Source organism: Achromobacter spanius (assembly GCF_002812705.1).
Classification (GTDB): domain Bacteria; phylum Pseudomonadota; class Gammaproteobacteria; order Burkholderiales; family Burkholderiaceae_B; genus Achromobacter; species Achromobacter spanius.
On the sequence record NZ_CP025030.1, the window covers coordinates 3,975,847 to 3,999,779 of the forward strand.

Genomic DNA, 23,933 nt, shown 5'->3' on the forward strand with positions numbered 1-23,933 from the left:
GTTAATCCACTAAAAATTCAAGGGGCGGCAATGACGATGGCATACAAGGGGGCGGCGTTGTCCGCCGAAGACGAAGCAAAAAGAAAGCGCACCCGGCGCGTGGTGACGGCCTCGGTCGCGGGCAACGCCATGGAGTGGTACGACTTTTTCATCTATGGCACGGCGGCCGCGCTGGTGTTTGGCGAGCTGTTTTTTCCCAAGGGCACGGACCCGCTGCTGGGCACCATGGGCGCCTTCGCGGGGTTCGCGGTGGGCTTTCTGGCGCGGCCGCTGGGCGGCGTGATCTTCGGACACATCGGCGACCGCTATGGCCGCAAGCTGGCGCTGGAGTGGACGCTGGGGCTGATGGGCGCGGCCACTTTCCTGATCGGCCTGCTTCCCACTTACGAGCAGATCGGCTTTTGGGCGCCGGTCGCGATGGTGGTGCTGCGCGTCTTGCAGGGCGCGGCGGCGGGCGGTGAATGGGGCGGCGGCGTGCTGCTGATCAGCGAGGCGGTCGACGGCAAGCGGCGCGGCTACTTCTCGTCGTTCAGCCAACTGGGCGTGGCGGGCGGCTTCGTGCTGTCTTCCGGCGTATTCATGCTGGCGCAGCAATTGCCGCAGGACGCTTTCATGAGCTGGGGCTGGCGCCTGCCATTCCTGTTCAGCGTGCTGATCTTTGGCGTGGGGCTGTACATCCGCAAGCACATCCCGGAAAGCGAGGAATTCGTGCAGGCCAAGAAGACGGCCAAGCGCGGCATGCCGGCCGTGGAAGTGTTTCGCCGCTACCCGCGCCAGGTGCTGACCGCGATGGGCTTGCGCGTGGCCGAGAACGGCGGTTCGTACATCTTCCTGGCCTTTGCGCTGGCCTACGGCAAGTTCCTGGGCATCCCCAACGACGTGATGCTGGGCGGCGTGCTGGTGTCCATGTTCATCGAGCTGGGCACGCTGGTGTGGTTTGGCCATTTGTCTGACCGCATCGGGCGGCGCGCGGTGTACCTGATTGGTTCGGTCGGCCTGGTGCTGGTGGCGTTCCCGTTCTTCTGGATGGTGCAGACCAAAGAGCCGCTCTGGATTTTCCTGGCCTTCTTCCTGGGCAACACGGTGTGCCACGCCGCCATGATCGGCACGCAACCCGCGTACTTTGCCGAACTGTTTCCGGCCGAAGTCCGCTATACCGGCCTGGCGCTGGGCCACGAGCTGGCGTCCGTATTCGCGGGCGGCCTGTCGCCCTTGATTGCCATGGCGCTGCTGCGCAAGTATGAATCGGCTACGCCGGTGGCCTGGTTCCTGGTGGGCATGGCGGCGATTACGGTGGTGACCTTGCTGTTGACCCGCAACCCGCCCAGGCAGGACACGGAATGAGCCAGGCCCAGTCTGCCGGCCTCGGGCCCGGCCACGGCCCCGGCATCGTTGCGGTAGGCGAAACCCCCGCGTTGCGCCACCCCGAGCCCACCTGCACGACGGCGGGCTTGATGGCGCAAGCCGTCGGCCAGGCGCTGCGTCAGGGGGGCATTGCGCCCGCGCAGGTAGACGGGCTGGGCGTGGCGTCGTTCACGCTGCGCCCCGACCGCGCCATTGATCTGGCCTGGCGGCTGGGCTTGCGGCTGAACTGGTGCATGCAGGACGAGCTGGGCGGCGCCAGCGCCATCAACCTGTTGCGCCAGGCCTGGCTGGGGCTGGAAGCGGGGCAGGCGCAAACCATCGTGTTGGTGTCGGGTGACCATTTCACGGGCGCGGACTTTGCCGGGCTGGTGCGCGGCTACAACCGCAGTGCGCAGGAATATCTTAGCCCGCTGGGCAGTGCAGGGCCCAACCCGCTGTTTGCCATGTTGACCCAGCGGCAGATGGCGCAAACAGGGCTGCGGCGTGAAGATTACGGCGCCCTGTGTGTGACGCAGCGCGGCTGGGCGGTCGATAACCCCAACGCGGCCTATCGCCAACCGCTGAGCTTGGCGCAATACCTGGAAGCGCCGATGGTGGCGCCGCCGCTTGGCAGGCTGGACTGCGTGCCGGTTGTCAGCGGGGCCAGCGCGCTGGTGCTGCAAGCGCGGCCGACGGGCGTGCATGTGCGGCTGCTGGCCAGCGGCGCGCGCTACAACCACGACCAGCAGGAAGGCGACGGCTTGCAGACCGGCATTGGTGAATTCGCGGAGGGCCTGTGGCGCCAGGCGGCCGTGGGGCCGGAAGACATGGATGTGGTCAGCGTGTACGACGACTATCCGGCGATGGCGCTGGCGCAGTTGTGCGACCTGGGCTTTGCGGGCACGGACGACATGCCGGGCTTCATCGCCCGCCGCATCGCCACGCGCGACCTGCCCGTGAACACGGCGGGCGGCCAATTGTCGGCGGGCCAGGCGGGTACGGCGGGCGGCATGCACGGGTTGGTCGAGGTGGCGCGGCAACTGTTGGGCCAGGCACAGGGGCGGCAGTTGCAGGGTGCTCGGCACGGCGTCGTCACGGGATACGGCATGGTGCAACTGCGCTACGGCATGTGCGCCAACGCGGCGGTGCTGCGCCGGGAGGAATCATGAGTCTGCATGTGGATCAATGCCGCGCCTGCGGCCACCGCGTTTATCCCGCCCGCCTGTGGTGCCCGGCTTGCGGACACGATGAGGCGCAGCCGGTAGGGGTGGAGGAAGGCGAATTGCTGGCCTGGACGGTGATGCCGGACAAGGGCAGGGCGCCGCAGCCCGGTTCCAGATCTGACTCCCCTGATCCCCCTGGCTCGCTTGATTCCGCTAATCCCCCCGGCCCCTCTGACCCCGGGCCGGTCATCATCGCGACGGTACGCGCAGTGCCCGTCGGGCCGATGCTGGTGGTGCGGCTGCTAGCGCCGCCTTCGCATATCGGCCAGCGCTTGCGTCTGTTCGAGCGCCAGGTGTCGGGCCGCGCGCTGCCGTGGGCGGAGCCGCTGCCGGACCAGACCCGTCAAGCCGAACCTTGAAGCCTGCGCTTTGAAGCCGAACCCGAACCGCCCAGCCGCTTCACTGCGCCGCGCGGATCGATTCCAGCCGTTGCGCCAATGACGCGGTGGACAATTCGCCCACGCGCATGTCCACCAAGCGGCCCTGGGCGTCCAGGAACAAGGTGGCGGGCAGGCCGCGATTGCTGAATTTGCGCGACGCCTCGCCCGCCGGGTCGATCAGTACGTTCCGCAAGCCGGGCGCGTGCTGGTTCAGGAATTGCGTCACGTCGCCCGGCGCTTCCGCCTGGTTCAGGAAGACGAAGTTGACGTCGGGATTGGCGGCCTGCGCGGCGGCAAACGCCGGCATTTCGCGGCGGCACGGCGGGCACCAGCTTGCCCACAGATTGATCACGGTGGGCTTGCCCTGAAAGGCGGATAGCGCGGCGGGGGCGCCGTCCACGTCCTGTACCGCCAAGGCAGCCAGTTCGGGCTGCGGCTGCGGCGTGGACGCCAGCCAGCGTCCGCCGCCCAGCCAGGCGGCGCTGGCCAGTGCCAAGGCGCCTAGCAAGGCCACGCGAGGGGCGCGGTGCCGGATCACGACGGCAATCGCATAGACCCAGGCAGCGGCCAGCCCGGCCAGGCCGCTCCAGCCGCCGTCGCGCAGGTCCAGCATCTTGATCGGGTCGGGCAGGTAGTGGTCGCGGTACTGCCAGACGAAGGCGACGCGCGCGGCCAGCAAGCCGATGATCAGCGCCCGCCACAACACGGTGCTCAGGCGGGCCGCGTCCTCGCGCTGCCGATTCAACAGGCGCGCCGCCAACACGCCGACCAGGGCGGCGGCGATCAAAATCGCCAATTCAGTGGGAAATACCAGCGGGCCGATACGGATGGCAGGATTCATTGTCCGCCCTCGGCGGTGGCCGTAGACATCCATGCTTGCGCCCGCTTGATGAGGGTTCCCGCGCGGTCCTTGATATTGAATTCCATGTTCGCTTCCCGGATGAAGCCGGCAAGCCTAGCATGGCGCGCGGCCAGGGTCGGGCCGCTTTCCGGCACGGTCCTGTAGTAACGCTAAAATGGCGGCTCGCGGCTGGCTATCCAGCCCTTTTTGCATTGTTTTCTGCATTCCCCTTCTTCTGCCTCGCGCATCCATCACCATGAAAAAACTGACTGCTGTTTTCCTCGTGTCCGCGACCACGTTGCTGACCGCCTGCGGCCCCAGCGACGACGCTAAGCCGACCGCTGGCGCCCAGGCGCCGGCCGCCGCCAGGAAGGTGGTGGTGGGCCTGGATGACAACTTCCCGCCCATGGGCTTTCGCGACGCCAGCAACCAGATCGTCGGTTTCGACATCGACATGGCCAAGGAAGCCAGCAAGCGCCTGGGCATGGAAGTGGAATTCAAGCCCATCGACTGGAGCGCCAAGGAAGCCGAACTCAACGGCAAGCGCGTCGACGTCCTCTGGAACGGCCTGACCATCACTGAAGAGCGCAAGAAGAACATCAGCTTCACCGCGCCCTACATGGCCAACCACCAGATCATCATCGTGGGCACCGCCTCGCCCGTGAAGGTCAAGAACGACCTGGCCGGCAAGACCATCGGCGCCCAGGACGGCAGCAGCGCCACCGACGCCATCGCCCGTGACCCCGTGGCCGCCCAGATCAAGGAAGTGAAGAAGTTCGGCGACAACGTCACCGCACTGATGGACCTGGCCGCCGGCCGCCTGGACGCGATTGTGGTGGACGAAGTGGTGGGCCGCTACCTGATCAGCAAGCGCGCCGGCGAATACCGCGTGCTGGAAGAGAACTTCGGCACCGAAGACTACGGCGTGGGCGTGCGCAAGGACGACACCGAATTGCTGGGCCAGTTGGACAAGACGCTGGATTCCATGAAGCAGGACGGCACCGCCGGGCGCATCGCCACCCAGTGGTTCGGCGCCAACATCATCAAGTAAGCGGCGCGCGAACTTTCTTCAATGGACTACGTACTCTCTCTGTTGGGGCCGATGGCGGAAGGCGCGAAAGTGACCTTGACGCTGTTCTTCATCACGCTGGCCCTGGCGGTGCCCCTGGGCCTGGTGCTGGCGCTGGCGCGCATTTCGAAGTGGCCGCTGCTCAGCAACCTGGTCAACGGCTATATCTGGCTGATGCGCGGCACGCCGCTCATGCTGCAGATGCTGTTCATCTACTTCGCGCTGCCGTTCGTGCCGGTGGTGGGCGTGCGGCTGCCGGACTTTCCGGCGGCCGTGGTGGCCTTCGCGCTGAACTACGCGGCGTATTTCGCCGAGATCTTCCGTGCGGGCATCCAGTCGGTGGACCGTGGCCAGTACGAAGGCAGCAAGGTGCTGGGCATGACCTATCTGCAAACGCTGCGCCGCATCGTCCTGCCGCAGATGGTGCAGCGGGTGCTGCCGCCGATGAGCAACGAAACCATCACGCTGGTCAAGGACACCTCGCTGATCTACGTGCTGGCGCTGAACGACATCCTGCGCACCGCGCGCGGCATCGTCCAGCGTGATTTCACCACCACGCCGTTCCTGGTGGCCGCGGCCTTTTATCTGCTCATGACGCTTGTCCTGACGTGGTTCTTCCAGCACATGGAAAAGCGCTATGCCAAATATGACCAATAACCCGCCGACAGCCGCCGTCGCGCCGACGGGCCGACCCGTCATGATCCAGGCCAGCGCCATCAGCAAGTCGTTCGGCGCGAACCGCGTGCTGGACAAGGTGTCGCTGACGCTCGAACAGGGCGAAGTGGTGGCGGTGATTGGCCCGTCCGGCTCGGGCAAGAGCACGTTCCTGCGTTGCCTGAACCACCTTGAAACCATCGATGAAGGCAGTATCGAAGTCGAAGGTGAAATGATGGCGCGCGCCGGTGACGACGGCCGCAGCCACTACGCCAGCGATGGCGACGTGCGCCGCATCTGCCGCAAGATGGGCATGGTGTTTCAGTCGTTCAACCTGTTCCCGCACATGACGGTGCTGCAAAACATCATTGAAGCGCCGATCACCGTCAAGGGCATGTCCAAGGCGCAGGTCATCCCCAAGGCGGAAGAACTGCTGCGCAAGGTTGGCCTGCTGAACAAGCGCGACAACTATCCCACGCGCCTGTCGGGCGGCCAGAAACAGCGCGTGGCGATTGCCCGCGCGTTGGCGATGGAGCCCGACATCATGCTGTTCGACGAACCCACGTCCGCGCTGGACCCGGAGCTGACCGGCGAAGTGCTGCGCACCATGAAGCAGTTGGCCGACGAACGCATGACCATGCTGGTCGTCACGCACGAAATGGGTTTTGCGCGCGAAGTGGCGCATCGCGTCATCTTCATGGACGAAGGCCGCATTGTCGAGGAAGCCCCGTCGGCGGACTTCTTCCGCGCGCCGCAACAGGCGCGCACCCGGGAATTCCTGGCGCACATGCTTTAAGGCCGCTGGGGTAATAGGGCAATACGGCAATAGGGCAAAAGAGGGCCATGCCGGCGCGCAATTTCATGAGAAATTGACGCGCCGGTTTCCATAATGGCGGGGACGACGTTGTTTTAATTCCTCTCCGCCTGACATTCCATGCCCCTTCGGTTTCCGTTTTTTGAGCGCCGCGCCTACCCCGGCTGGCTGATATTGCTGTGCCTGGCCGTATGGCTGGCGGCCCTGGCCTGGGCGCGCTGGCTGACCCTGCCAGACGAAGGGCGCTACGCCGGGGTGGCCTGGGAAATGCTGCGCAGCCATTCGCACATGGTGCCGCTGTTGGACGGCATGCCGTACTTTCACAAGCCTCCACTGTATTACTGGCTGGCGCAGATCAGCTATGCGCTCTTTGGCGTGCATGAATTCAGCGCGCGCCTGCCGTCGTTGCTGGGCGCGTGGAGCGCGGGTGCGGGCGTATACGCCTTCGTGTCGCGCTACCGCAATGTGGCGCAGGCGCGCTGGTCGGTCGTGATCTTGGGGCTGACGCCCTTGTTCTTTGGCGCCGCACAGTTCGCCAACATGGACATGCTGGTGGCCAGCATGATCACGCTATGCATCCTGGCTGCCGCCGACACCGCCTTGCGGCGCGGCGAAGGGCGGCCATTTCGCGCCATGTCGATCGCAACCGGTGTCTTGGCCGCGCTGGCCGTGTTGGCGAAGGGGCTGATCGGTCTAGCCTTGCCCGGCGCCATTGTGTTGGCCTGGTTGCTGCTGCGGCGCGACTGGCGCGGCATGCGGGCTTTGCTGTGGGTGCCGGCCTTGCTGGCGTTCGCCGTGGTTGCCGTGCCTTGGTTTGCGTTGATGCAGATGAAGTTTCCCGGCTTCTACCATTACTTCTTCGTCTACCAGCACTTCGAACGCTTCGCGCAAAGCGGCTTCAACAACGCGCAGCCGATCTGGTTCTATGTGCCGATCGTGCTGGGCCTGGCCTTGCCGTGGTCCCTCTGGGGCGTGGCGATTTTTACCCGCGCGTTCTGGCGCGAGGCCGATCCGCAGGGGCTGCGCCGCTTGATGGCGATCTGGATTGCGGTGGTGATGGTGTTCTTTTCCATCCCGCAATCGAAGCTGATCGGTTATGTGCTGCCGGTGTTTCCGCCGCTGGCTTTCCTGATCAGTGAGCGTATCGCGCCCGCCTGGGCCGCGGGCAAGCGGCGGGGCGCAAGCATTGCCATCGTGGTGGCAGCCGTCATCTGCCTTGGGGCAATCATCGCGGCGTCATTCAACCCGCGTGGCAGCGCCGGCCCAACCATGAAAAGCCTGCGTGGCGACATGCGGCCGCAAGACACGCAGGTCGCGCTGCATGCCTTGCCCTTCGATCTGGGTTTCTACACGCAGGCGTCCGCGCCTGCCTGGATCGTCGACAACTGGAACGACCCCGAGGTTCCCACGCGCGACAACTGGCGCAAGGAACTGTACGACGCGGCCAAGTTCGACCCCGCCGCCGGTAAACGGGTATTGATCCAGAACGAAGATTTGACCGCGCGGCTTTGCGCATCGGCCGACGGTACGCGCTTCTGGATCTGGGGCCGCGACGATGACGCCGGGCGGTACCCCGCGATCAATGGCGTGGCGCCGCGCTTGCCGGGCGCCACGCGCGCGGTGTGGCGGCTGGATGTTGATACCGCTTTCCGTCAACGGATGTGCGGCGGTGTGCGTTAAGCGGCAGTGCTCGATTATCGGCACGGATAGGCGGCACCGATTGCCGACACCGACTGTCGACACCGCCTATCAGCAATAGAAAAAGCCGGCAGCCCTTCAAAGGCTGCCGGCTTTTTTTTGTGCTGGCGGCAAACGCCGCCAAGCGGTGACGCTTAGCCGATCGAGGCCAGCACCTGGTTCAGCGTGGCGCTGGGGCGCATGGCCTGGCTGGCCAGTGCTTCGTTCGGCTGGTAGTAGCCGCCGATATCCACCGGCTTGCCTTGCGCGGCCTTCAGTTCTTCGACGATCTTGGCTTCGTTTTCAGCAAACGCGCCCGCCGCGCCGGCAAACTGCGCGGCCAGGGCGCGGTCGTCGGTTTGCGCGGCCACGGCCTGGGCCCAGTACATGGCCAGGTAGAAGTGGCTGCCACGGTTGTCCAGGCCGCCGACCTTGCGGTCCGGCGACTTGTTTTCGTCCAGGAACTTGGCGGTTGCCTGATCCAGCGTCTTGGCCAGGATCTGGGCGGTCGGATTCTTGTACGCACGGCCCAGGTGGTCCAGGGATTCGGCCAGCGCCATGAATTCGCCCAGCGAATCCCAGCGCAGGAAGCCTTCTTCCAGGAACTGCTGCACGTGCTTGGGGGCCGAGCCGCCCGCGCCCGTTTCGAACAGGCCGCCACCGGCAACCAGCGGAACGATCGACAGCATCTTGGCGCTGGTGCCCAGCTCCATGATGGGGAACAGGTCGGTCAGGTAGTCGCGCAGCACGTTGCCGGTCACCGAGATGGTGTCCAGGCCTTCGCGGATACGCTTGACCGAGAACTTGGTCGCTTCAACCGGATCCATGATGCGCAGGTCCAGGCCGCTGGTGTCGTGGTCGTTCAGGTACTGCTTGACCTTGGCGATGACCTGGGCGTCGTGGGCGCGCTTTTCGTCCAGCCAGAAGACGGCGGGCGTCTTGCTGGCGCGGGCGCGGGTAACGGCCAACTTGACCCAATCCTGGATGGCGGCGTCCTTGGTCTGGCACATGCGCCAGAGGTCGCCCGCTTCCACGGCTTGTTCCAGCAGAACCTTGCCCGACGCGTCGGTAACGCGCACGGTGCCCGATGCCGGGACGACGAAGGTCTTGTTGTGCGAACCGTATTCTTCGGCGGCTTGCGCCATCAGGCCGACGTTGGGCACGCTGCCCATCGTGACCGGATTGAAGGCGCCGTTCTTCTTGCAGTCGTCGATGACGGCCTGGTAGACGCCGGCGTAGCTGCGGTCAGGAATGACGGCCTTGGTGTCTTGCAGATTGCCTTCGGCGTTCCACATCTTGCCCGAGTCGCGGATCATGGCGGGCATGGACGCATCGACGATGACGTCGCTGGGCACATGCAGGTTGGTGATGCCCTTGTCGGAATTCACCATCGCCAGTTGCGGCAGGGTCTTGTAGGCGGCGTCGATGTCGGCCGTGATCGCGGCTTGCTGGTCGGCCGGCAACGATTGGATCTTGGCGTACAGGTCGCCAATACCGTTGTTGGGGTCGAAACCGGCTTGCTTGAGCACGGCGGCGTGCTTGGCCAGCACGTCCTTGTAGAACACGGACACGACGTGGCCGAAGATGACCGGGTCGGACACCTTCATCATCGTGGCCTTCAGGTGCACCGAGAACAGCACGCCGGTGGTCTTGGCGTCGTCGATCTGGGCTTGCAGGAAGGACTTCAGCTTGGCGGTCGACAGCACGGCGGCGTCGATGATCTCGCCGGCCTTGACCGGGGTCTTTTCCTTCAGGATCGTCTTCGTGCCGTCAGCGGCGGTCAGTTCGATCTTGACGTCCCCGGCGTCGGCGATCAGCGCCGACTTCTCGGTGCCGTAGAAATCGCCATCGGACATGTGGGCCACGTGCGACTTCGAATCAGCCGACCAGGCGCCCATCTTGTGCGGGTGCTTGCGGGCGTAGTTCTTCACCGACAGCGGCGCGCGGCGGTCGGAGTTGCCTTCGCGCAGGACCGGGTTCACGGCGCTGCCCTTGACCTTGTCGTAGCGGGACTTGACGTCGCGCTCGGTGTCGTTGGCGGGGGCGTCCGGGTAGTCGGGCAGCTTGTAGCCTTGCTCTTGCAGTTCCTTGATGGCCGCCTTCAGTTGGGGCATCGAGGCGCTGATGTTCGGCAGCTTGATGATGTTGGCTTCGGGCTTGACCGCCAGCGCGCCCAGTTCAGCCAGGGCGTCGGACAGCTTCTGGCCGTCTTCCAGGTAGTCGGGGAAGAGGGCGATGATGCGGCCGGCCAGGGAGATGTCGCGCGTCTCGACCGTGATGCCCGCGGGCTTGGCGAATGCCTGGACGATGGGCAGCAACGAACGGGTTGCAAGCGCCGGCGCTTCATCGGTGAGGGTATAGATAATCTTCGGAGTAAGAGACATGATCCTTGAATCTGTTCGGCGCATAGCGCTTTCGGCGCAAACCCGAACATGCTAAGCGGCGTACGCCGGTAGATGTTGTCGAGAGTGGGTTCGTATGGGCAGATGCGGGGCAGGCTCCGGATCTACTCAACTTGGCAGCGCCCGTCCTTTATTTGATGCCCGGTTGCCCGGTCATCCTGGAAGGTACGGCTGCCACGAAGGCGGTATTGTAATACCGCGACACGCTTGACGCGCAGGGAAATCACCGATAAAGCCTGCGTTATGGACTCGATATCGCAGCAATACGGCTTCGATATGGCTTTGAGAAACCGAATTGGCCAACAATTCCGCAGCCCGGCGGCCGCGCGATTTGACAAATTTCCACGACGCGCGCAAGCTTCCCGCCATGAATTTCGTCGCCGTCCGCATTGCGCTGATTATTACCATCATTCCGAAAATGGTGGGTTAGCGCGCGACCGCAACAGTCACAGCCACCCGCCCCACGAGGCGGGTTTTTTGTGGCCGCCTCTGCCGGGCAAGTCTTCCCAAAGCAGAGAAACCCCCCATGCAAACCGCTACGACAGACACCGCATTCCAGCACGGCAACGCCTCGCCCATGGCGTACCTGCGTCAGATCCTTAGCGCCCGGATCTACGACATTGCCCGTGAAACCGAACTGGATCTGGCTCGCGGCTTGTCGGCGCGGTTGAACAACACCGTCTACCTGAAGCGCGAAGACAACCAGCCCGTGTTCTCCTTCAAGGTGCGCGGCGCCTACAACAAGATGCGCAATACGCCGCAGGCCGCGCTGGACCGGGGCGTGATCACCGCGTCGGCCGGCAACCACGCGCAAGGCGTGGCCATTTCCGCTGCCCGCCTGGGCGTGCGCGCCATCATCGTGGTGCCGCAGACCGCGCCGCAAGTGAAGGTGGACGCGGTGCGCGCCCACGGCGGTCCGACCGTCACCGTGGTGCAGGCGGGCGATTCCTACAGCGATGCCTATGCGCATGCGCAGACGCTGGCGCAGCAGCAGGACCTGACCTTCGTGCCCGCGTTTGACGATCCCTACGTCATTGCGGGCCAGGGCACCGTGGGCATGGAGATCCTGCGCCAGCATGCCGGGCCGCTGCATGCGGTGTTCGTGCCGATAGGCGGCGGCAGCCTGGCGGCCGGCGTGTCGGCCTATGTGAAAGCGGTGGACCCGGGGGTGAAGGTGATTGGCGTGCAGACCGTGGATTCCTGCGCGATGGCGCAGTCCATCAAGGCGGGCCAACGGGTCAGCCTGGCCGAAGTGGGGCTGTTTTCGGACGGCACGGCGGTCAAGCTGGTGGGCGAGGAAACCTTCCGCCTGTGCCGCGAGTATCTGGACGAGATCATCCTGGTGGACACCGACGCTGTGTGCGCGGCCATCAAGGACGTGTTCCTGGATACGCGCAGCGTGCTGGAACCGGCGGGCGCGCTGGCGGTGGCGGGTCTGAAGCAGTACGTCGAACGTGAAAACGCGCAGGGCTTGTCGATGGTGGCCATCACGTCGGGCGCCAACATGAATTTCGACCGCCTGCGTTTCGTGGCCGACCGCGCCGAAGTGGGCGAGGCGCGCGAAGCGGTGTTCGCCGTGACCGTACCCGAGGAACGCGGCAGCTTTCGCCGCTTCTGCCGCGTGATCGGTCAGCGCAGCGTGACGGAATTCAACTACCGCATTGCAGACGCGCACACCGCGCACATCTTCGTCAGCATGCAGATTGCCCGGCGCGGCGATGCCGGCGAGATCATGGCGGCGCTGCAAGAGCAGGGGTTTTCGGTCAGCGACCTGACGCACAACGAAGTGTCCAAACAGCACATCCGCTACATGGTGGGCGGGCGTTCACCGTTGGCGGGCGGCGAACGGCTGTTCCGCTTCGAATTCCCGGAACGCCCCGGCGCGCTGATGAAGTTTTTGTCGGAGATGGCGCCCAACTGGAACATCAGCCTGTTCCACTACCGCAACCAGGGCGCGGACTTCAGTTCGGCGCTGGTGGGCATCCAGGCGCCCTTGGCGGATAGCGCGGCCTTGGATGCGTTCCTGCTGCAACTGGGCTACGCGCATTTTGAGGAAACCGACAACGAGGCGTATCGCCAGTTTCTGATTTGAGCAGGCAGCGGGCTCAGCCCCGCTTGCAATTCGCCTTGGACGGCAAGGCCACGCCGGGCTTGAGCTGCAAGGTGGCGCGGCCCGGGGTCTGCGTCAGTTGCAGCGTGGCGGCGCGCCAGGCGGGCACGTCGTCAAAGAGCACATCGCGCTTGGCCGACGACGGGTACAGCGGATCGGGCCGGTTGAATTCAATGGCGGGTAAGGCCAGGCACGTGTCCTTGATGTCCAGGCGCGCCAGTTCCCGTCCGTCGCTCAAGCGCACCGCGCGAAACGCCAGCGGCGCGTCCACGAATTTGACCACTTCCGGCACGATCCGCATGTCACCTTGCGCATCCTTGACGCGCGTGGCGGGTTGAACCACCACCACGTCGCGGCTGGGCGGAATGGCCAGGTAGGCCACGTCGCCATCCACGTCCAACAGCTTGCCCGCGCCCAGGTTTTGCGCCTTGAGCGGCGTGTGGCGGATCATGACCGTTTCGGACCAGGTGGTTTCCACGCGCGTCCAACCGGGTAGCCGCGCGTCTTCAAAGCGGGTGCCGCTGGGTTTGTCGCGGTCGGCTTGGTTGGACAGCATCAGCCGGTTCACGCGCAACGCGCCGTTGACCACTTGCAAATGGGCCAGCGCGGGGTCGGCGCTGGAGCTGGTGAAGTAGGCCAGCACGGCGTCGGTTTCCAGCGCACGCGCGTTGGCCGCGCAGAAGAAGGCGCGGGCGGCCATGTTGCGGCCGTCGGGGTAGAGCAGTTTGCCTACGTCCTTGCCGCAGAGCTTGTTGCCCTGGAACGAAATGGTGGTGCCCCGGGTGTTCTGGCGCTGACCGGTGTTCCAGTCCTGGCGGCCGCTGGTGGTGACTTCGACGACGAGGCCGTGGTTGTCGTAGATCACGGAGGCGCCCGCGGGCGCGGCTAGCAAGCTGAGAAAAAACGCCATGATGCGGCTTCTCGTCATTCGGCGGACTCCCTGGGATGGCGTGCATGGTGAGGCGTTACCGGGGTGAATATATACCGCCTTGGATCGCGCCCAGGGCTGTCCGCCTTGCCGGTCATCCGGGTTGCGGAGCTTCGGAATGCGCATTCGCTGATCGTGGGTGCGCGTCGTCCCTGTCTTGGTTCCCCATGTTTCAGTTGAAATTAAGAATGTTATTACATTACACTTGCGGCCCATTTCTCCTTTCCGAATAGCCGGATCGCCCGGCCGCAGCCGTATCCATGCCTTCCCAGCCTCTTGCTTCACCCGCCGCCACCCCGCGCCTGCGTTCCATCGACGCCTTGCGCGGCCTGGTCATCGTCATCATGTTGCTTGACCATGTGCGCGAAACCTTCTTTCTGCATCATCAGGTCAGTGACCCGATGGACGCGGCGGCCACCGATCCGTTCTTGTTTTTCTCGCGCTTGCTGGCGCACCTGTGCGCGCCGGTGTTCGTCTTGCTGACGGGCGTGTCCGCCTGGTTGTACGGCGCCAAGGCCGGCAACCGGGGCGCCACGGCCGCGTTCCTGGCCAAGCGTGGCCTGTTCCTGGTGCTGCTGGAAGTGCTGGTAGTCAACTTCGCCTGGACGTTCCAGTTCCCGCCGTCGGTCGTCTACCTGCAAGTGATCTGGGTGATCGGCCTGAGCATGCTGGCCCTGGCCGCGCTGCTGTGGTTGCCGCGCACGGCCTTGGTGGCGGTGGGCGTGGTGCTGGTGGCGGGCCACAACGCCCTGGACGGCGTGCACTTCGCGGTGGGCGAGTTCATGCATGTGCCTTGGGCCGTGCTGCATGACCGGGGTTGGATCAATGTGGGCGAGGCCTTGCGCCTGCGCACCTCGTATCCCTTGTTGCCCTGGATCGGCGTGATTGCGCTGGGCTACGCGGTAGGGCCGTGGTTCCAGTCCAAGGTGCCGGCGGCGGCCAGGCAGCGCTGGCTGTTCACGGCCGGTATCGCGGCCTTGATCGGCTTCGTGGTGCTGCGGGCGGTCAACGGCTATGGCCAAGCCCAGCAATGGGCCGTGCAGGCCGACCTGTTGCACACCGTGATGAGCTTCGTGAACATCACCAAGTACCCGCCGTCGTTGATGTTTTTGCTGCTGACGCTGGGCTTGGGCCTGTGCCTGCTGGTGCTGATTGAACGCGCGCAGTCGGCGGCATGGGTGGGCGTGCTGTGCGTGTTTGGCGCGGCGCCAATGTTCTTTTACCTGCTGCATCTGTACGTGCTGAAGGCCCTGTATCTGGCGGGCGAGGGCGTCTGGGGCTTGAACCAGGGCAAGTTCTTCGGCGTGGACAGCATGGCCAGCGTGTGGCTGATTTCGGTACTGCTGGCCGTGGCGCTGTATTGGCCGGTGCGCTGGTTCGGCCGCTTGAAAGCGGCGCGCCGCGATATCGCCTGGCTCAAGTACCTGTGAAGGCGGCGATGCGTTTACGTGATGTGGCCGTGGGCGCGGCGACCTTGTTGGCGCCTTGCGTGGCTGACGCGCAGCAAAGTCCCGTCACCCTGTATGGCGTGGTCGACCTGAGCCTGGCGGGCTTTTCGACGCAGGATCGCGGCACGGCCTTGAACATGCAGTCGGGCGTGCAGTCGGGCTCGCGCTGGGGCTTGCGCGGCAGCGAGCCGCTGGGCAATGGCATGCGCGCCAACTTTCAACTGGAAAGTGGCGTCGTGGCCAACAACGGCAAGTCGGCCCAAGGCGGCCGCCTGTTCGGGCGCGCCGCCTGGGTAGGCGTGTCGGGGGATTGGGGCGATCTTCGGCTGGGCCGCCAGACCTCGGTGTCGTCGGCAACGCTGGCGGACTATGACGCCTTTCTGGCGTCCTACCTGATCATGGGCGCGCAGACGGCGCTGCTGCCCTACAACGCCAACCGCGCCGACAACACCGTGGCGTTCTGGAGCCCGTCGGTGGGCGGCTGGCGCGCGGGCGCCGATATCAGCCTGGACTACGACGGCGGCGGCGGCTTCAAGACCACGTCGACCAACAAGCTCTACAGCGCGGCGCTGGTCTATGAACAGCCCAGCTACGCCGTCACCGCCACGGTCGAAGGCGCGCGCTGGGCCGACGGCACGGTGCAGTCCGCCGCCATGGCGCAGGCCGGTGGCACGCGCCAACCCATTGCGTACACGCTGGCGGGCCGCGCCACTCTGGGCGCCTTCACGCTGTATGCGGCCGGGTCCATCATGCGCAATGGCTCGACGATTCCCGCTGTGCAATCGCCAGGGCAGCGCGTGTACTTTCCCGGCAGCACCGTGCATGGCGTGATGGCGGGGGCGGCCTGGCGCACGGGCGCCAGCACCGTCATGGCATCGTGGCAAGGCAGCTTGCCGGGCGGCGGCGCACTGGCCCGCGACGGCGCCACCCACACGCAGCAGATCTACTCGGTGGGGTATGTGCATGACCTGTCCAAGCGCACCAACCTGTACGCCGTGCTTGGCTACATGCACGGCGCGTGGTCGGACCCGTCATGGCATGAAACGCAGTACACGGTGGGCATGCGGCATCGGTATTGACGCGGCGCGGCTTAGTGCAGGATCTGGCTCAGGAACAGTTTCGTCCGTTCGTTTTGCGGGTTGTCGAAGAATGCGTCGGGGTCGTTCTGTTCGATGATCTCTCCGCGGTCCATGAAGATCACGCGATTGGCGACTTTGCGCGCGAAGCCCATTTCGTGGGTCACGCAGATCATCGTCATGCCGCTTTCCTGGGCCAGCGTCACCATCACGTCCAGCACTTCCTTGACCATTTCCGGGTCCAGCGCGGACGTGGGCTCGTCAAACAGCATGACCTTCGGGTTCATGCACAAAGACCGTGCAATCGCCACGCGCTGCTGCTGGCCGCCCGACAACTGGCCGGGAAATTTCCTGGCCTGATCGGGAATGCGCACGCGTTCCAGGTACTTCATCGCCGTGGCTTCGGCTTGCGCGCGTGGCTGTTTCAGTACCCACATGGGTCCCAGCGTCAGGTTTTCCAGCACGGTCAGGTGCGGGAACAGGTTGAAGTGCTGGAACACCATGCCGACTTCGCGGCGGATGGTCTCGATGTGCTTGAGGTCGTTGGTCAACTCGGTGCCGTCGACGATGATCTGCCCTTGCTGGTGTTCTTCCAGGCGGTTGATGCAGCGGATCATCGTGGACTTGCCCGAGCCGGACGGGCCGCACACCACGATGCGCTCGCCGGGCGCCACGTCCAGGTTGATGTTGCGCAGCACGTGGAACTGTCCGTACCACTTGTTCACGCCGTGCAATCGAATAATGGAATCCGACATGCTGGGTCTCCGTAAGGTTTACCGGGTGGGTCGCGGCGCAATCAGCGCGCGTGCCCGGTGGCCAGGCGCTTTTCTAGCGCCTGGCTGTATTTGGACATGGAATAGCAAAAGACGAAGTAGATCAGCGAGATGAAGAGATAGGCCTCCACCCCGAAACCCCGCCATGCCGCGTCGGACAAGGCCGCCTTGGCGGCCAGCGTCAAGTCGAAGATGCCGATGATGACGACCAGTGACGTGTCCTTGAACAGGCTGATGAAAATGCCGACCAAGGGCGGAATCACAATCTTCAGCGCTTGCGGCAGGATGATCTTGCGCATCTGTTGCCAGTAGTTCAGGCCCAGCGAATCCGCGCCTTCATACTGGCCTTTCGGAATCGCCTGCAAGCCGCCGCGCACCGTTTCGGCAATGTAGGCCGCGGCGAACAGGATGATGGCGATCTGCGCGCGCAACAGCTTGTCGATGGTGAAGCCTTCGGGCAGGAACAAGGGCAGCATCACCGACGACATGAACAACAGGCTGATCAGCGGCACGCCACGGATCAGCTCGATGTACACGACGCACAGCGCCTTGATGGCGGGCATTTTCGAACGCCGGCCCAGCGCCAGCATCACGCCGATGGGGAAGGCGAAGGCAATGCCGAAGGTGGCCAATATCAAGGTCAGCGGCAGGCCGCCCCAGCGCGAGTTCTCGACATAAGTCAGGCCGAACACGCCGCCCCACATCAAGAGCGCCACGGCCGTCAGGCCGCCCGTCCAGATCAGCGCCAGCTTGCCGTTCCAGAAGCGTCGCATGCCGCTGCACGCGATCACGCCGACGAGGATCAGCGTGGCGATCAGCGGACGCCATTGTTCGTCGAAAGGATAGGTGCCGAACAGGATCAGCCGGTGCTTCTCCACGATGAACGCCCAGCAGGCACTGCCGACCGACGCGCGGCATTCCATGGCATCGGTCGCGGTGAAGTTGGCTTTCAGGAAAGCCCATTCCACCAGCGCCGGCACCGACATCAAGAGAAACCACGCCAGCAGTACCGTGATCAGAATGTTCAGCGGCGACGAGAACAGGCGGGACCGTACCCAGGCCCACGCGCCCACCTGGGTGCTGGGCGGGGGCAGGGCTTCGGTGAAGGAGTGCGTAGTGCTGCTCATCTCAACGCTCCACCAGCGCGATGCGCTTGTTGTACCAATTCATGAATATTGAAATCGACAGGCTGACCGTCAGGTATGCGCCCATGATGATGAGGATGCCCTCGATGGCCTGGCCGGTCTGGTTCAGCGTGGTGTTCACCACCGAGACGATGTCCGGATAGCCGATGGCCACCGCCAGCGAACTGTTCTTGAGCAGGTTCAGGTACTGGCTGGTCATGGGCGGGATGATGACGCGCAAGGCTTGCGGCAGCACAACCAGGCGCAGCACTTTCGCGCGCGGCAGGCCCAGCGAACCGGCGGCTTCCCACTGGCCGTTGTTGACCGCCTGAATGCCCGAGCGCACCACTTCCGCGATGAACGCCGAGGTGTAGACGGTCAGGCCCAGGAACAGGGCGACAAACTCCGGCGACAGCGTCAGCCCGCCGACAAAGTTGAAGCCCTTCAAGGCGGGCATGTCCAGCGTCAACGATGCGCCGCCGGCCAGCCAGCCCACGAACGGCAAGCCGATCAACAGGCCGACGGCCGCGCGGCCCAGCGGAAACACGCGGCCCGTGGCTTCCTGGCGCTTCGTGCCCCAGTGGCCCAGGAACAGGATGGCGACGATGGCCAGCGCCAGTCCGCCCAACACCCAGTCCAGTGACGCGCCTTCCAGCCCGGGCACTTTCAGGCCTCGGTTGGAAATAAACACGCCCGGCACGGGGTTGTGCGCCTGGCGCGGGCCGGGCATGTTTTCGGTGATCAGCGCATACCAGAAGAACAGTTGCAACAAGAGCGGAACGTTGCGCATCACCTCGACGTACACCGAGGTGATTTTCTTGACGAGCCAGTTCTTCGACAAGCGGCCCACGCCGATGAAGACGCCCAGGATGGTCGCCGCGACCAAGGCCAACAGGCCCACGCGCAGCGTGTTCAGCACGCCCACGAAAATGGCGCGGCCATAGGTGTCGGCGGGGCCGTAGGCGATCACGGATTCGCCAATGGCAAAGCCCGCCTCGCGGTTCAGAAAGCCGAAGCCCGTGGCGATGTTGCGCATCGACAGGTTGTGCAGCGTGTTGTGCACCAGGAACCAGACGCCCGCCCCGACCAGCGTCAGGGCCAGCACCTGGTAGACCAGCGCGCGCGTGGCCGGGTCGTTCCAGGAGACCCGGTGCGCAGGCCGCGGCACCGGGGATTGCGCGGTGTTCTTGGCCACGACTTAGCCCGCCATCAAGACTTTGACGGCCGCTTCCAGACGGTCCATGCCTTGTTCGATGACTTCGGTGGACGTCGCGAACGAGAAACGCACGTAGGGCGACAAGCCGTACGAACCGCCGTCAATGACCGCCACGCCGGCTTCGCGCAGGAAGAACAGGCTGACGTCCAGGTCGGTCTTCAGTTCGCCGGCCGGGCCGGTGCGGCCGATCAGGCCCTGCACGTTGGCGTACACGTAGAAGGCGCCGTCGGGCATCGCGCACGAAATGCCGGGAATGGCGTTCAGGCGGCGCACGATCAGGTCGCGGCGCGCTTGAAAGATGTCGACCATCTGGGTGACGCTGGATTGGTCGCCTTCCAGGGCAGCTTGCGCGGCCACTTGCGAGATGGCGCTGGGGCAGGACGTGCTTTGCGACATGACCGTGCTCATCGCCTTGATCAGGTCGGCCGGCCCCGCGCCATAGCCGACGCGCCAGCCCGTCATGGCGTAGGACTTGGACATGCCGTTGACGATCAGCGTGCGTTCGATCAAGCGCGGCTCCACCTGCACGGGCGAGGCATGTGCCTGGCCGTTGTAGCAAAAGGGCGCATAGATTTCGTCGCTAAGAATCCAGACCTGCGGATGGCGGAGCAGCACGTCCGTCAGGGCGTGCAATTCAGCGGCGCTGTACACGGCGCCGCTGGGATTGCTGGGGGAATTCAGGATCAACCAGCGCGTGCGCGGGGTGATGGCGGCTTCCAGCGTGGCGGCATCCAGCTTGAAACCTTGGGATTCCGGGCCGGTCACGACCACGGGCTTGCCTTCGTTCAACAGCACCATGTCCGGGTACGAGACCCAGTACGGCGCGCAGACGATGACTTCATCGCCGGGTTCCAGGCTGGCCGTCAGGGCAGCGCCGATGATCTGCTTGGCGCCCGCGCCCACGGTGATCTGGTCCATGCCATAGGTCACGCCCAAACTCAGTTCCAGGCTGTTGGCGATGGCGCGGCGCAGGCCGACGGTGCCGTTCGGGCTGGTGTAGCGGATGTCGCCGCTGGCGATGGCGTCCTGGCCGGCGCGCGCGATGTGGGCGGGCGTGGGCATGTCGGGTTCACCGAGCGTGAAGTCGGCGATCTCGCGGCCCTGGCGGCGCAATTCGTCGACGACGATCTTGGCGGCCATGCTGGGCGAGGGTTTGATCTGTTTCAGGCGGGCGTTGACGATGCTGTTCATGGTTGCAACGTAAAAGAGGCAAACGGGGCCGTGCGGTGGCCGGGCTTGCGGGTAAAGAGAAAAGCGGCTTCGCGTGGAAGGCGAAGCCGCGCACGGGTGCGGGCGCTTAGCGCACCGGCCAGCCGTACATCAGGCCGCCCTGGGTCCACTGCTTGTTCAGGCCGCGTTCCAGCTTCAGCGGGCTGTCCTTGCCCATGGCGCGGTCATAGCTTTCGCCGTAGTTGCCCACCTGCTTGATGATGTTGTAGGCCCACTTGTCGTCCAGCCCCAGGTTCTTGCCCATGCCCGGCGTCACGCCCAGGATGCGTTGCACGTTGGGGTTGGTGCTCTTCAACATCTCATCGACGTTCTTGGACGTGATGCCGTATTCCTCGGCTTCCAGCATCGCGTTCAGCGACCAGCGCACCACGTTGAACCATTGTTCGTCACCTTGGCGGACCATCGGGCCCAAGGGTTCCTTGGACAGGTTTTCCGTCAGGATTTCCCAGTCTTCCGGCTTGGCCAGGCGCGTGCGCATGTTGGCGGCGGTGTTGGACTTGTCGTTGGTGTAGGCGTCGCAACGCCCCGTTTCCAGCAGGCGGAAGTTCTCGTCGTAGTTCTCGACCAGCACCGGCTTGAACGTCAGCCCGCGGCTGCGGAAGTAGTCGGCCAGGTTCAGTTCGGTGGTGGTGCCGGGCTGCACGCAGATCGTCGCGCCGTCCAGTTCCTTGACGCTTTTCACGTTCATGGATTTCTTGACGATCAGGCCTTGCGCGTCATAGAAGTTCACGCCCACGCCGATCAGGCCCAGCGTGGTGTCGCGGGTCAGCGTCTGCGTGGTGTTGCGCGACAGCATGTCGATTTCGCCGGACTGCAAGGCGGTGAACTTGGCTTGCGCGGTCAACACATTGCCCTTGACCTTGGAGGCGTCGCCGAACATGGCGGCAGCCACGGCGCGGCACATGTCCACGTCCAGGCCCGTCCATTCGCCCTTGCTGTCCAACACCGAGAAGCCGGGAATGCCGGCAAAGCCGCACTGCAAGAAACCCTTTTTCTTGACGGCATCGAACGTCACGCCGGCTTGCGCGCCAGAGGCGGCGCACAGCAAAGTCGCCGCAACGGCGGTGGTCAGAAACTTACGCATGGAGAATGCTCCTGGGGAGGGGCTCGAAAACGCTTGGGATAAGCGGGGGGAAAGCGGAACCGTCCGTACAGGCGCAGTCGATCGCCGGCCGGGGCCGGGCGGTGGCGCGCGAGAGCGGAGAGGAAAGGGAACGGGCCCGGAACGGGCGCGGTGTGACCGGACTACGCGGTCAGGGGGTATGCCGATGGATACGCGTCGTGTAGCGCTGGAACGTCGTGCGTAGAGAAAGGATCGGACTCATCGGCGGTACTTGTACAACGTGGGTCATAACGAGGGTCATGCTTGGCGGGGCGGGCAGGGCCGGCAACCGGCGTCGCTCACGACCGCTAAGTCATAGGACGTATGATGGCAGTGGTCATACAAGCTAGCAAGTAAGGGGATTCCCGTAATTGCCGTGCCGGCGGTGACATTGCCGGCACGGTTTCGCCTGCCAATACGGCTTACCGCGCGGGGGCCTGCGACAGCAGTTTGCGGTAGCGCGCGATGCTGTCGCCCAGGTGGCGAGCCATGGCGGCGCGAGCGGCGCCGGGGTCGCGGCGCATGATGGCGGTCAGGATGGCTTCGTGCTCGCGCACGTTGCGGGTTTCGTAGGTTTCCAATTCTTCGGGCGTCTTGCCGCCGTGCTTGATGTTCAAGTCCAGCATGACGTCGCGCACGGCGGCGCGCAGCAGCGCCGGAAAGTGCGGGTTGTTGGACGCCTTGGCAATGGACAGGTGGAATTCGTAGTCGGCCTTGACGGCGGCTTCCATGTCGCGCGTGGCGCGGTTGAAGGCGTCGAACGCTTCGACGATGCCGCTCAGGTCGGACGCGCTGCGGCGCTCGGCCGCCAGCCCACAGGCCTCGACTTCAAGCCCCGCGCGCAGCTCCATGATGTGCAGCGCCCAACGCGGATCGGTGGCGGGTTCGATCACGAAGTCGATGGGCTTTTCGCGGTCTTCGGTAACGAACACGCCGATGCCGGGCTTGCTGACCAGCCGGCCGCTCAGGCGCATCGACGCGACCGCTTCGCGGATGACCGTGCGGCTGACGTTGAATTCGTCGCACAGCGCGTGTTCCGACGGCAGCTTGTCGCCGGCGCGATAGGTACGGGCATCCAGGCGCTTGTTCAGTTCCTCGATGACCACGTCTGTCAGGCGCGAACGCTGGCGGGGCCGGGCGGGAGTTTCCATCGTCTCTCTTATAGGGGTGGGGCAGTTGCCGCGGGCCATGAGCCCGCGTCCGGAGCCGCAAGTGTACGCTTTCGGACACCGCGGCCGGGCGTCCAACGGGGCGACAAAGCGCGGTTCCGGCGGTGATGCAACGATGGTGCCCCTGCCGGAACAGCATGCTGTATGACAACATACAGGTGAGGCAAACGGCAATTCGGGTTTGCGCCCAATGGGTCAGCAAAACCCGGAAGCAAAAAAACGCCCTCGGAGATCCGAGGGCGTTCTTGTCAGCCAGCGGCTGGTTTCTTGATATAGACGCTTACTGCGGGCCGAGCTTCTTGATCAGGGCGTTGAGCATTTCCAATTCTTCGCCGGTCAGGTCGGTCAGCGGCGCGCGCACGGGGCCGGCGTCGTGGCCGACAAGTTTCGCGCCCGCCTTGACGATGCTGACGGCGTAGCCGGCCTTGCGGTTGCGGATTTCCAGGTAGGGCAGGAAGAAATCGTCCAGCAAGCGGTTGGTGGTGTCGGAGTCACCGGCGGCGATGGCGCGGTAGAACTCCATGGCGGTCTTGGGCACGAAGTTGAAGACGGCCGAGGAATACACCGGCACGCCCAGAGCGCGGTAGGCGGCGGCATAGACTTCGGCGGTGGGCAGGCCACCCAGGTACGAGAAGCGGTCGCCCATTTTGCGTCGGATGCGGACCATGGCTTCGATGTCGCCAATGCCGTCCTTGAAGCCGACCAGGTTGGGGCAGCGTTCGGCCAGTTGGGCCAGGCTGTCGGCCGACAGGCGCGACTGCGCACGGTTGTAGACGATGACGCCGATCTTGACCGACTTGCAGACCTGTTCAACGTAGGCGGCGATGCCGTCCTGCGACGCTTCGGTCAGGTAGTGGGGCAGCAGCAGGATGCCCTTGGCGCCCTGGCGCTCGGCTTCTTGTGCGTAGGCGATGGCGGTGCGGGTGGGGCCGCCCGCGCCGGCCAGGATGGGCACCTTGCCGGCGCAGGTTTGCACGGCGGTGCGGACGACGTCTGAATATTCCTGGGGCGCCAAGGAAAAGAACTCGCCCGTACCGCCGGCGGCGAACAGCGCGGTGGCGCCATACGGGGCCAGCCATTCCAGGCGTGCGGCGTAGGTCTTGGGGTTGAAGTCGCCGTTCTGGTCAAAGTCAGTCACGGGGAAGGAGAGCAAGCCTTCCGATACGATTTCCTTGAGTTCCTGGGGAGTCGTCATGCCGTCATCCAATAAAAAAGTAAGTAAGAAAAAGCGATCTGGTAGACGGTGGGGCCGTCTACCGGGAAGAGATGTCGGTCATCGTACAACATGAATTTGCGTCAGGCAATAGGTCTTGAGTGACTAGGCATTGTCGGTGGTGAATCGCAACATCCAAG

At 64.6% G+C, this 23,933-nt stretch carries 21 protein-coding genes; 11 read left to right on the forward strand and 10 right to left on the reverse strand.

Features of this window, described 5'->3' with window-relative positions; all coding sequences use genetic code 11:
- The first annotated feature begins 30 nt into the window (after positions 1 to 30).
- The 3 genes from CVS48_RS17990 to CVS48_RS18000 are packed head-to-tail and all read left to right on the forward strand — an operon-like array spanning position 31 to position 2,926.
- Positions 31 to 1,344 (forward strand): MFS transporter, encoded by a 1,314-nt coding sequence (locus CVS48_RS17990; RefSeq protein ID WP_100855616.1) that lies wholly within the window; start codon positions 31 to 33, stop codon positions 1,342 to 1,344.
- Entirely contained in the window at positions 1,341 to 2,513 is a 1,173-nt protein-coding gene (locus CVS48_RS17995) for a thiolase family protein (RefSeq protein ID WP_100855617.1), read from the forward strand. The genes CVS48_RS17990 and CVS48_RS17995 overlap by 4 nt, the downstream gene beginning before the upstream one ends.
- Complete coding sequence (locus tag CVS48_RS18000) at positions 2,510 to 2,926, forward strand: Zn-ribbon domain-containing OB-fold protein (RefSeq protein ID WP_100855618.1); 417 nt, start codon at positions 2,510 to 2,512, stop codon at positions 2,924 to 2,926. The genes CVS48_RS17995 and CVS48_RS18000 overlap by 4 nt, the downstream gene beginning before the upstream one ends.
- A gap of 40 nt (positions 2,927 to 2,966) precedes the next feature.
- On the opposite strand, the gene CVS48_RS18005 is transcribed toward CVS48_RS18000, so the two are convergent.
- Positions 2,967 to 3,788 carry a TlpA disulfide reductase family protein gene (locus CVS48_RS18005; protein WP_100855619.1) on the reverse strand — a complete coding sequence of 274 codons (822 nt, stop codon included), beginning with the start codon at positions 3,786 to 3,788 and terminating at the stop codon, positions 2,967 to 2,969.
- A gap of 256 nt (positions 3,789 to 4,044) precedes the next feature.
- Here CVS48_RS18005 and CVS48_RS18010 point away from each other — a divergent pair, with 256 nt between their 5' ends.
- The 4 genes from CVS48_RS18010 (at position 4,045) to CVS48_RS18025 (ending at position 8,005) form a co-directional block, all read left to right on the forward strand.
- Positions 4,045 to 4,839 carry an amino acid ABC transporter substrate-binding protein gene (locus tag CVS48_RS18010; protein WP_100855620.1) on the forward strand — a complete coding sequence of 265 codons (795 nt, stop codon included), beginning with the start codon at positions 4,045 to 4,047 and terminating at the stop codon, positions 4,837 to 4,839.
- Positions 4,840 to 4,860: 21 nt separating this feature from the next.
- A complete protein-coding gene (locus CVS48_RS18015) occupies positions 4,861 to 5,514 on the forward strand; it encodes an amino acid ABC transporter permease (protein ID WP_006219374.1) in 654 nt (217 codons plus the stop codon).
- Between the two features lie 40 nt (positions 5,515 to 5,554).
- Positions 5,555 to 6,307 carry an amino acid ABC transporter ATP-binding protein gene (locus CVS48_RS18020; RefSeq protein ID WP_100857728.1) on the forward strand — a complete coding sequence of 251 codons (753 nt, stop codon included), beginning with the start codon at positions 5,555 to 5,557 and terminating at the stop codon, positions 6,305 to 6,307.
- Between the two features lie 138 nt (positions 6,308 to 6,445).
- Positions 6,446 to 8,005, forward strand: coding sequence for an ArnT family glycosyltransferase (locus tag CVS48_RS18025; protein ID WP_100855621.1), 1,560 nt, complete (start codon positions 6,446 to 6,448; stop codon positions 8,003 to 8,005).
- A gap of 152 nt (positions 8,006 to 8,157) precedes the next feature.
- Here the strand turns inward: CVS48_RS18025 and CVS48_RS18030 are convergent, their stop codons facing one another.
- Positions 8,158 to 10,386, reverse strand: a complete 2,229-nt coding sequence (locus CVS48_RS18030; RefSeq protein ID WP_100855622.1) for an NADP-dependent isocitrate dehydrogenase — start codon at positions 10,384 to 10,386, stop codon at positions 8,158 to 8,160.
- Positions 10,387 to 10,699: 313 nt separating this feature from the next.
- Between CVS48_RS18030 and CVS48_RS29785 the strand changes: the two genes are divergently transcribed.
- Both CVS48_RS29785 and ilvA read left to right on the forward strand, forming a co-directional pair.
- Positions 10,700 to 10,834, forward strand: coding sequence for a hypothetical protein (locus CVS48_RS29785; protein ID WP_272868275.1), 135 nt, complete (start codon positions 10,700 to 10,702; stop codon positions 10,832 to 10,834).
- Positions 10,835 to 10,930: 96 nt separating this feature from the next.
- Positions 10,931 to 12,496, forward strand: a complete 1,566-nt coding sequence (ilvA, locus tag CVS48_RS18035; RefSeq protein WP_100855623.1) for a threonine ammonia-lyase, biosynthetic — start codon at positions 10,931 to 10,933, stop codon at positions 12,494 to 12,496.
- 13 nt (positions 12,497 to 12,509) lie between these two features.
- Here ilvA and CVS48_RS18040 read toward each other — a convergent pair whose 3' ends face one another.
- Positions 12,510 to 13,442, reverse strand: a complete 933-nt coding sequence (locus CVS48_RS18040) for a hypothetical protein (protein ID WP_100855624.1) — start codon at positions 13,440 to 13,442, stop codon at positions 12,510 to 12,512.
- A 260-nt stretch (positions 13,443 to 13,702) separates the two neighbouring features.
- On the opposite strand from CVS48_RS18040, the gene CVS48_RS18045 reads away from it, so the two are divergent.
- Together CVS48_RS18045 and CVS48_RS18050 are read left to right on the forward strand one after the other, a co-directional pair.
- Positions 13,703 to 14,872 (forward strand): acetyltransferase domain-containing protein, encoded by a 1,170-nt coding sequence (locus tag CVS48_RS18045; protein WP_100855625.1) that lies wholly within the window; start codon positions 13,703 to 13,705, stop codon positions 14,870 to 14,872.
- Positions 14,873 to 14,880: 8 nt separating this feature from the next.
- Positions 14,881 to 15,969, forward strand: a complete 1,089-nt coding sequence (locus CVS48_RS18050) for a porin (protein WP_100855626.1) — start codon at positions 14,881 to 14,883, stop codon at positions 15,967 to 15,969.
- A gap of 11 nt (positions 15,970 to 15,980) precedes the next feature.
- Here CVS48_RS18050 and CVS48_RS18055 read toward each other — a convergent pair whose 3' ends face one another.
- From CVS48_RS18055 to kdgD, 7 genes are all read right to left on the reverse strand, one after another.
- Positions 15,981 to 16,721, reverse strand: coding sequence for an amino acid ABC transporter ATP-binding protein (locus CVS48_RS18055; RefSeq protein ID WP_050444906.1), 741 nt, complete (start codon positions 16,719 to 16,721; stop codon positions 15,981 to 15,983).
- A 41-nt stretch (positions 16,722 to 16,762) separates the two neighbouring features.
- Positions 16,763 to 17,866: an amino acid ABC transporter permease gene (locus tag CVS48_RS18060; RefSeq protein ID WP_100855627.1), complete on the reverse strand. Its 1,104-nt coding sequence runs from the start codon at positions 17,864 to 17,866 to the stop codon at positions 16,763 to 16,765.
- Between the two features lies 1 nt (position 17,867).
- The gene (locus CVS48_RS18065) at positions 17,868 to 19,031 is read right to left on the reverse strand and encodes an amino acid ABC transporter permease (protein ID WP_172616250.1); all 1,164 of its coding nucleotides are present in this window, start codon (positions 19,029 to 19,031) and stop codon (positions 17,868 to 17,870) included.
- 30 nt (positions 19,032 to 19,061) lie between these two features.
- Positions 19,062 to 20,270: an aminotransferase class I/II-fold pyridoxal phosphate-dependent enzyme gene (locus CVS48_RS18070; protein WP_100855629.1), complete on the reverse strand. Its 1,209-nt coding sequence runs from the start codon at positions 20,268 to 20,270 to the stop codon at positions 19,062 to 19,064.
- A 106-nt stretch (positions 20,271 to 20,376) separates the two neighbouring features.
- The gene (locus tag CVS48_RS18075; RefSeq protein WP_100855630.1) at positions 20,377 to 21,393 is read right to left on the reverse strand and encodes an amino acid ABC transporter substrate-binding protein; all 1,017 of its coding nucleotides are present in this window, start codon (positions 21,391 to 21,393) and stop codon (positions 20,377 to 20,379) included.
- A gap of 440 nt (positions 21,394 to 21,833) precedes the next feature.
- The gene (locus CVS48_RS18080) at positions 21,834 to 22,562 is read right to left on the reverse strand and encodes a FadR/GntR family transcriptional regulator (RefSeq protein ID WP_100855631.1); all 729 of its coding nucleotides are present in this window, start codon (positions 22,560 to 22,562) and stop codon (positions 21,834 to 21,836) included.
- Positions 22,563 to 22,860: 298 nt separating this feature from the next.
- The gene (gene kdgD, locus CVS48_RS18085; RefSeq protein WP_100855632.1) at positions 22,861 to 23,775 is read right to left on the reverse strand and encodes a 5-dehydro-4-deoxyglucarate dehydratase; all 915 of its coding nucleotides are present in this window, start codon (positions 23,773 to 23,775) and stop codon (positions 22,861 to 22,863) included.
- Positions 23,776 to 23,933: the final 158 nt, after the last annotated feature.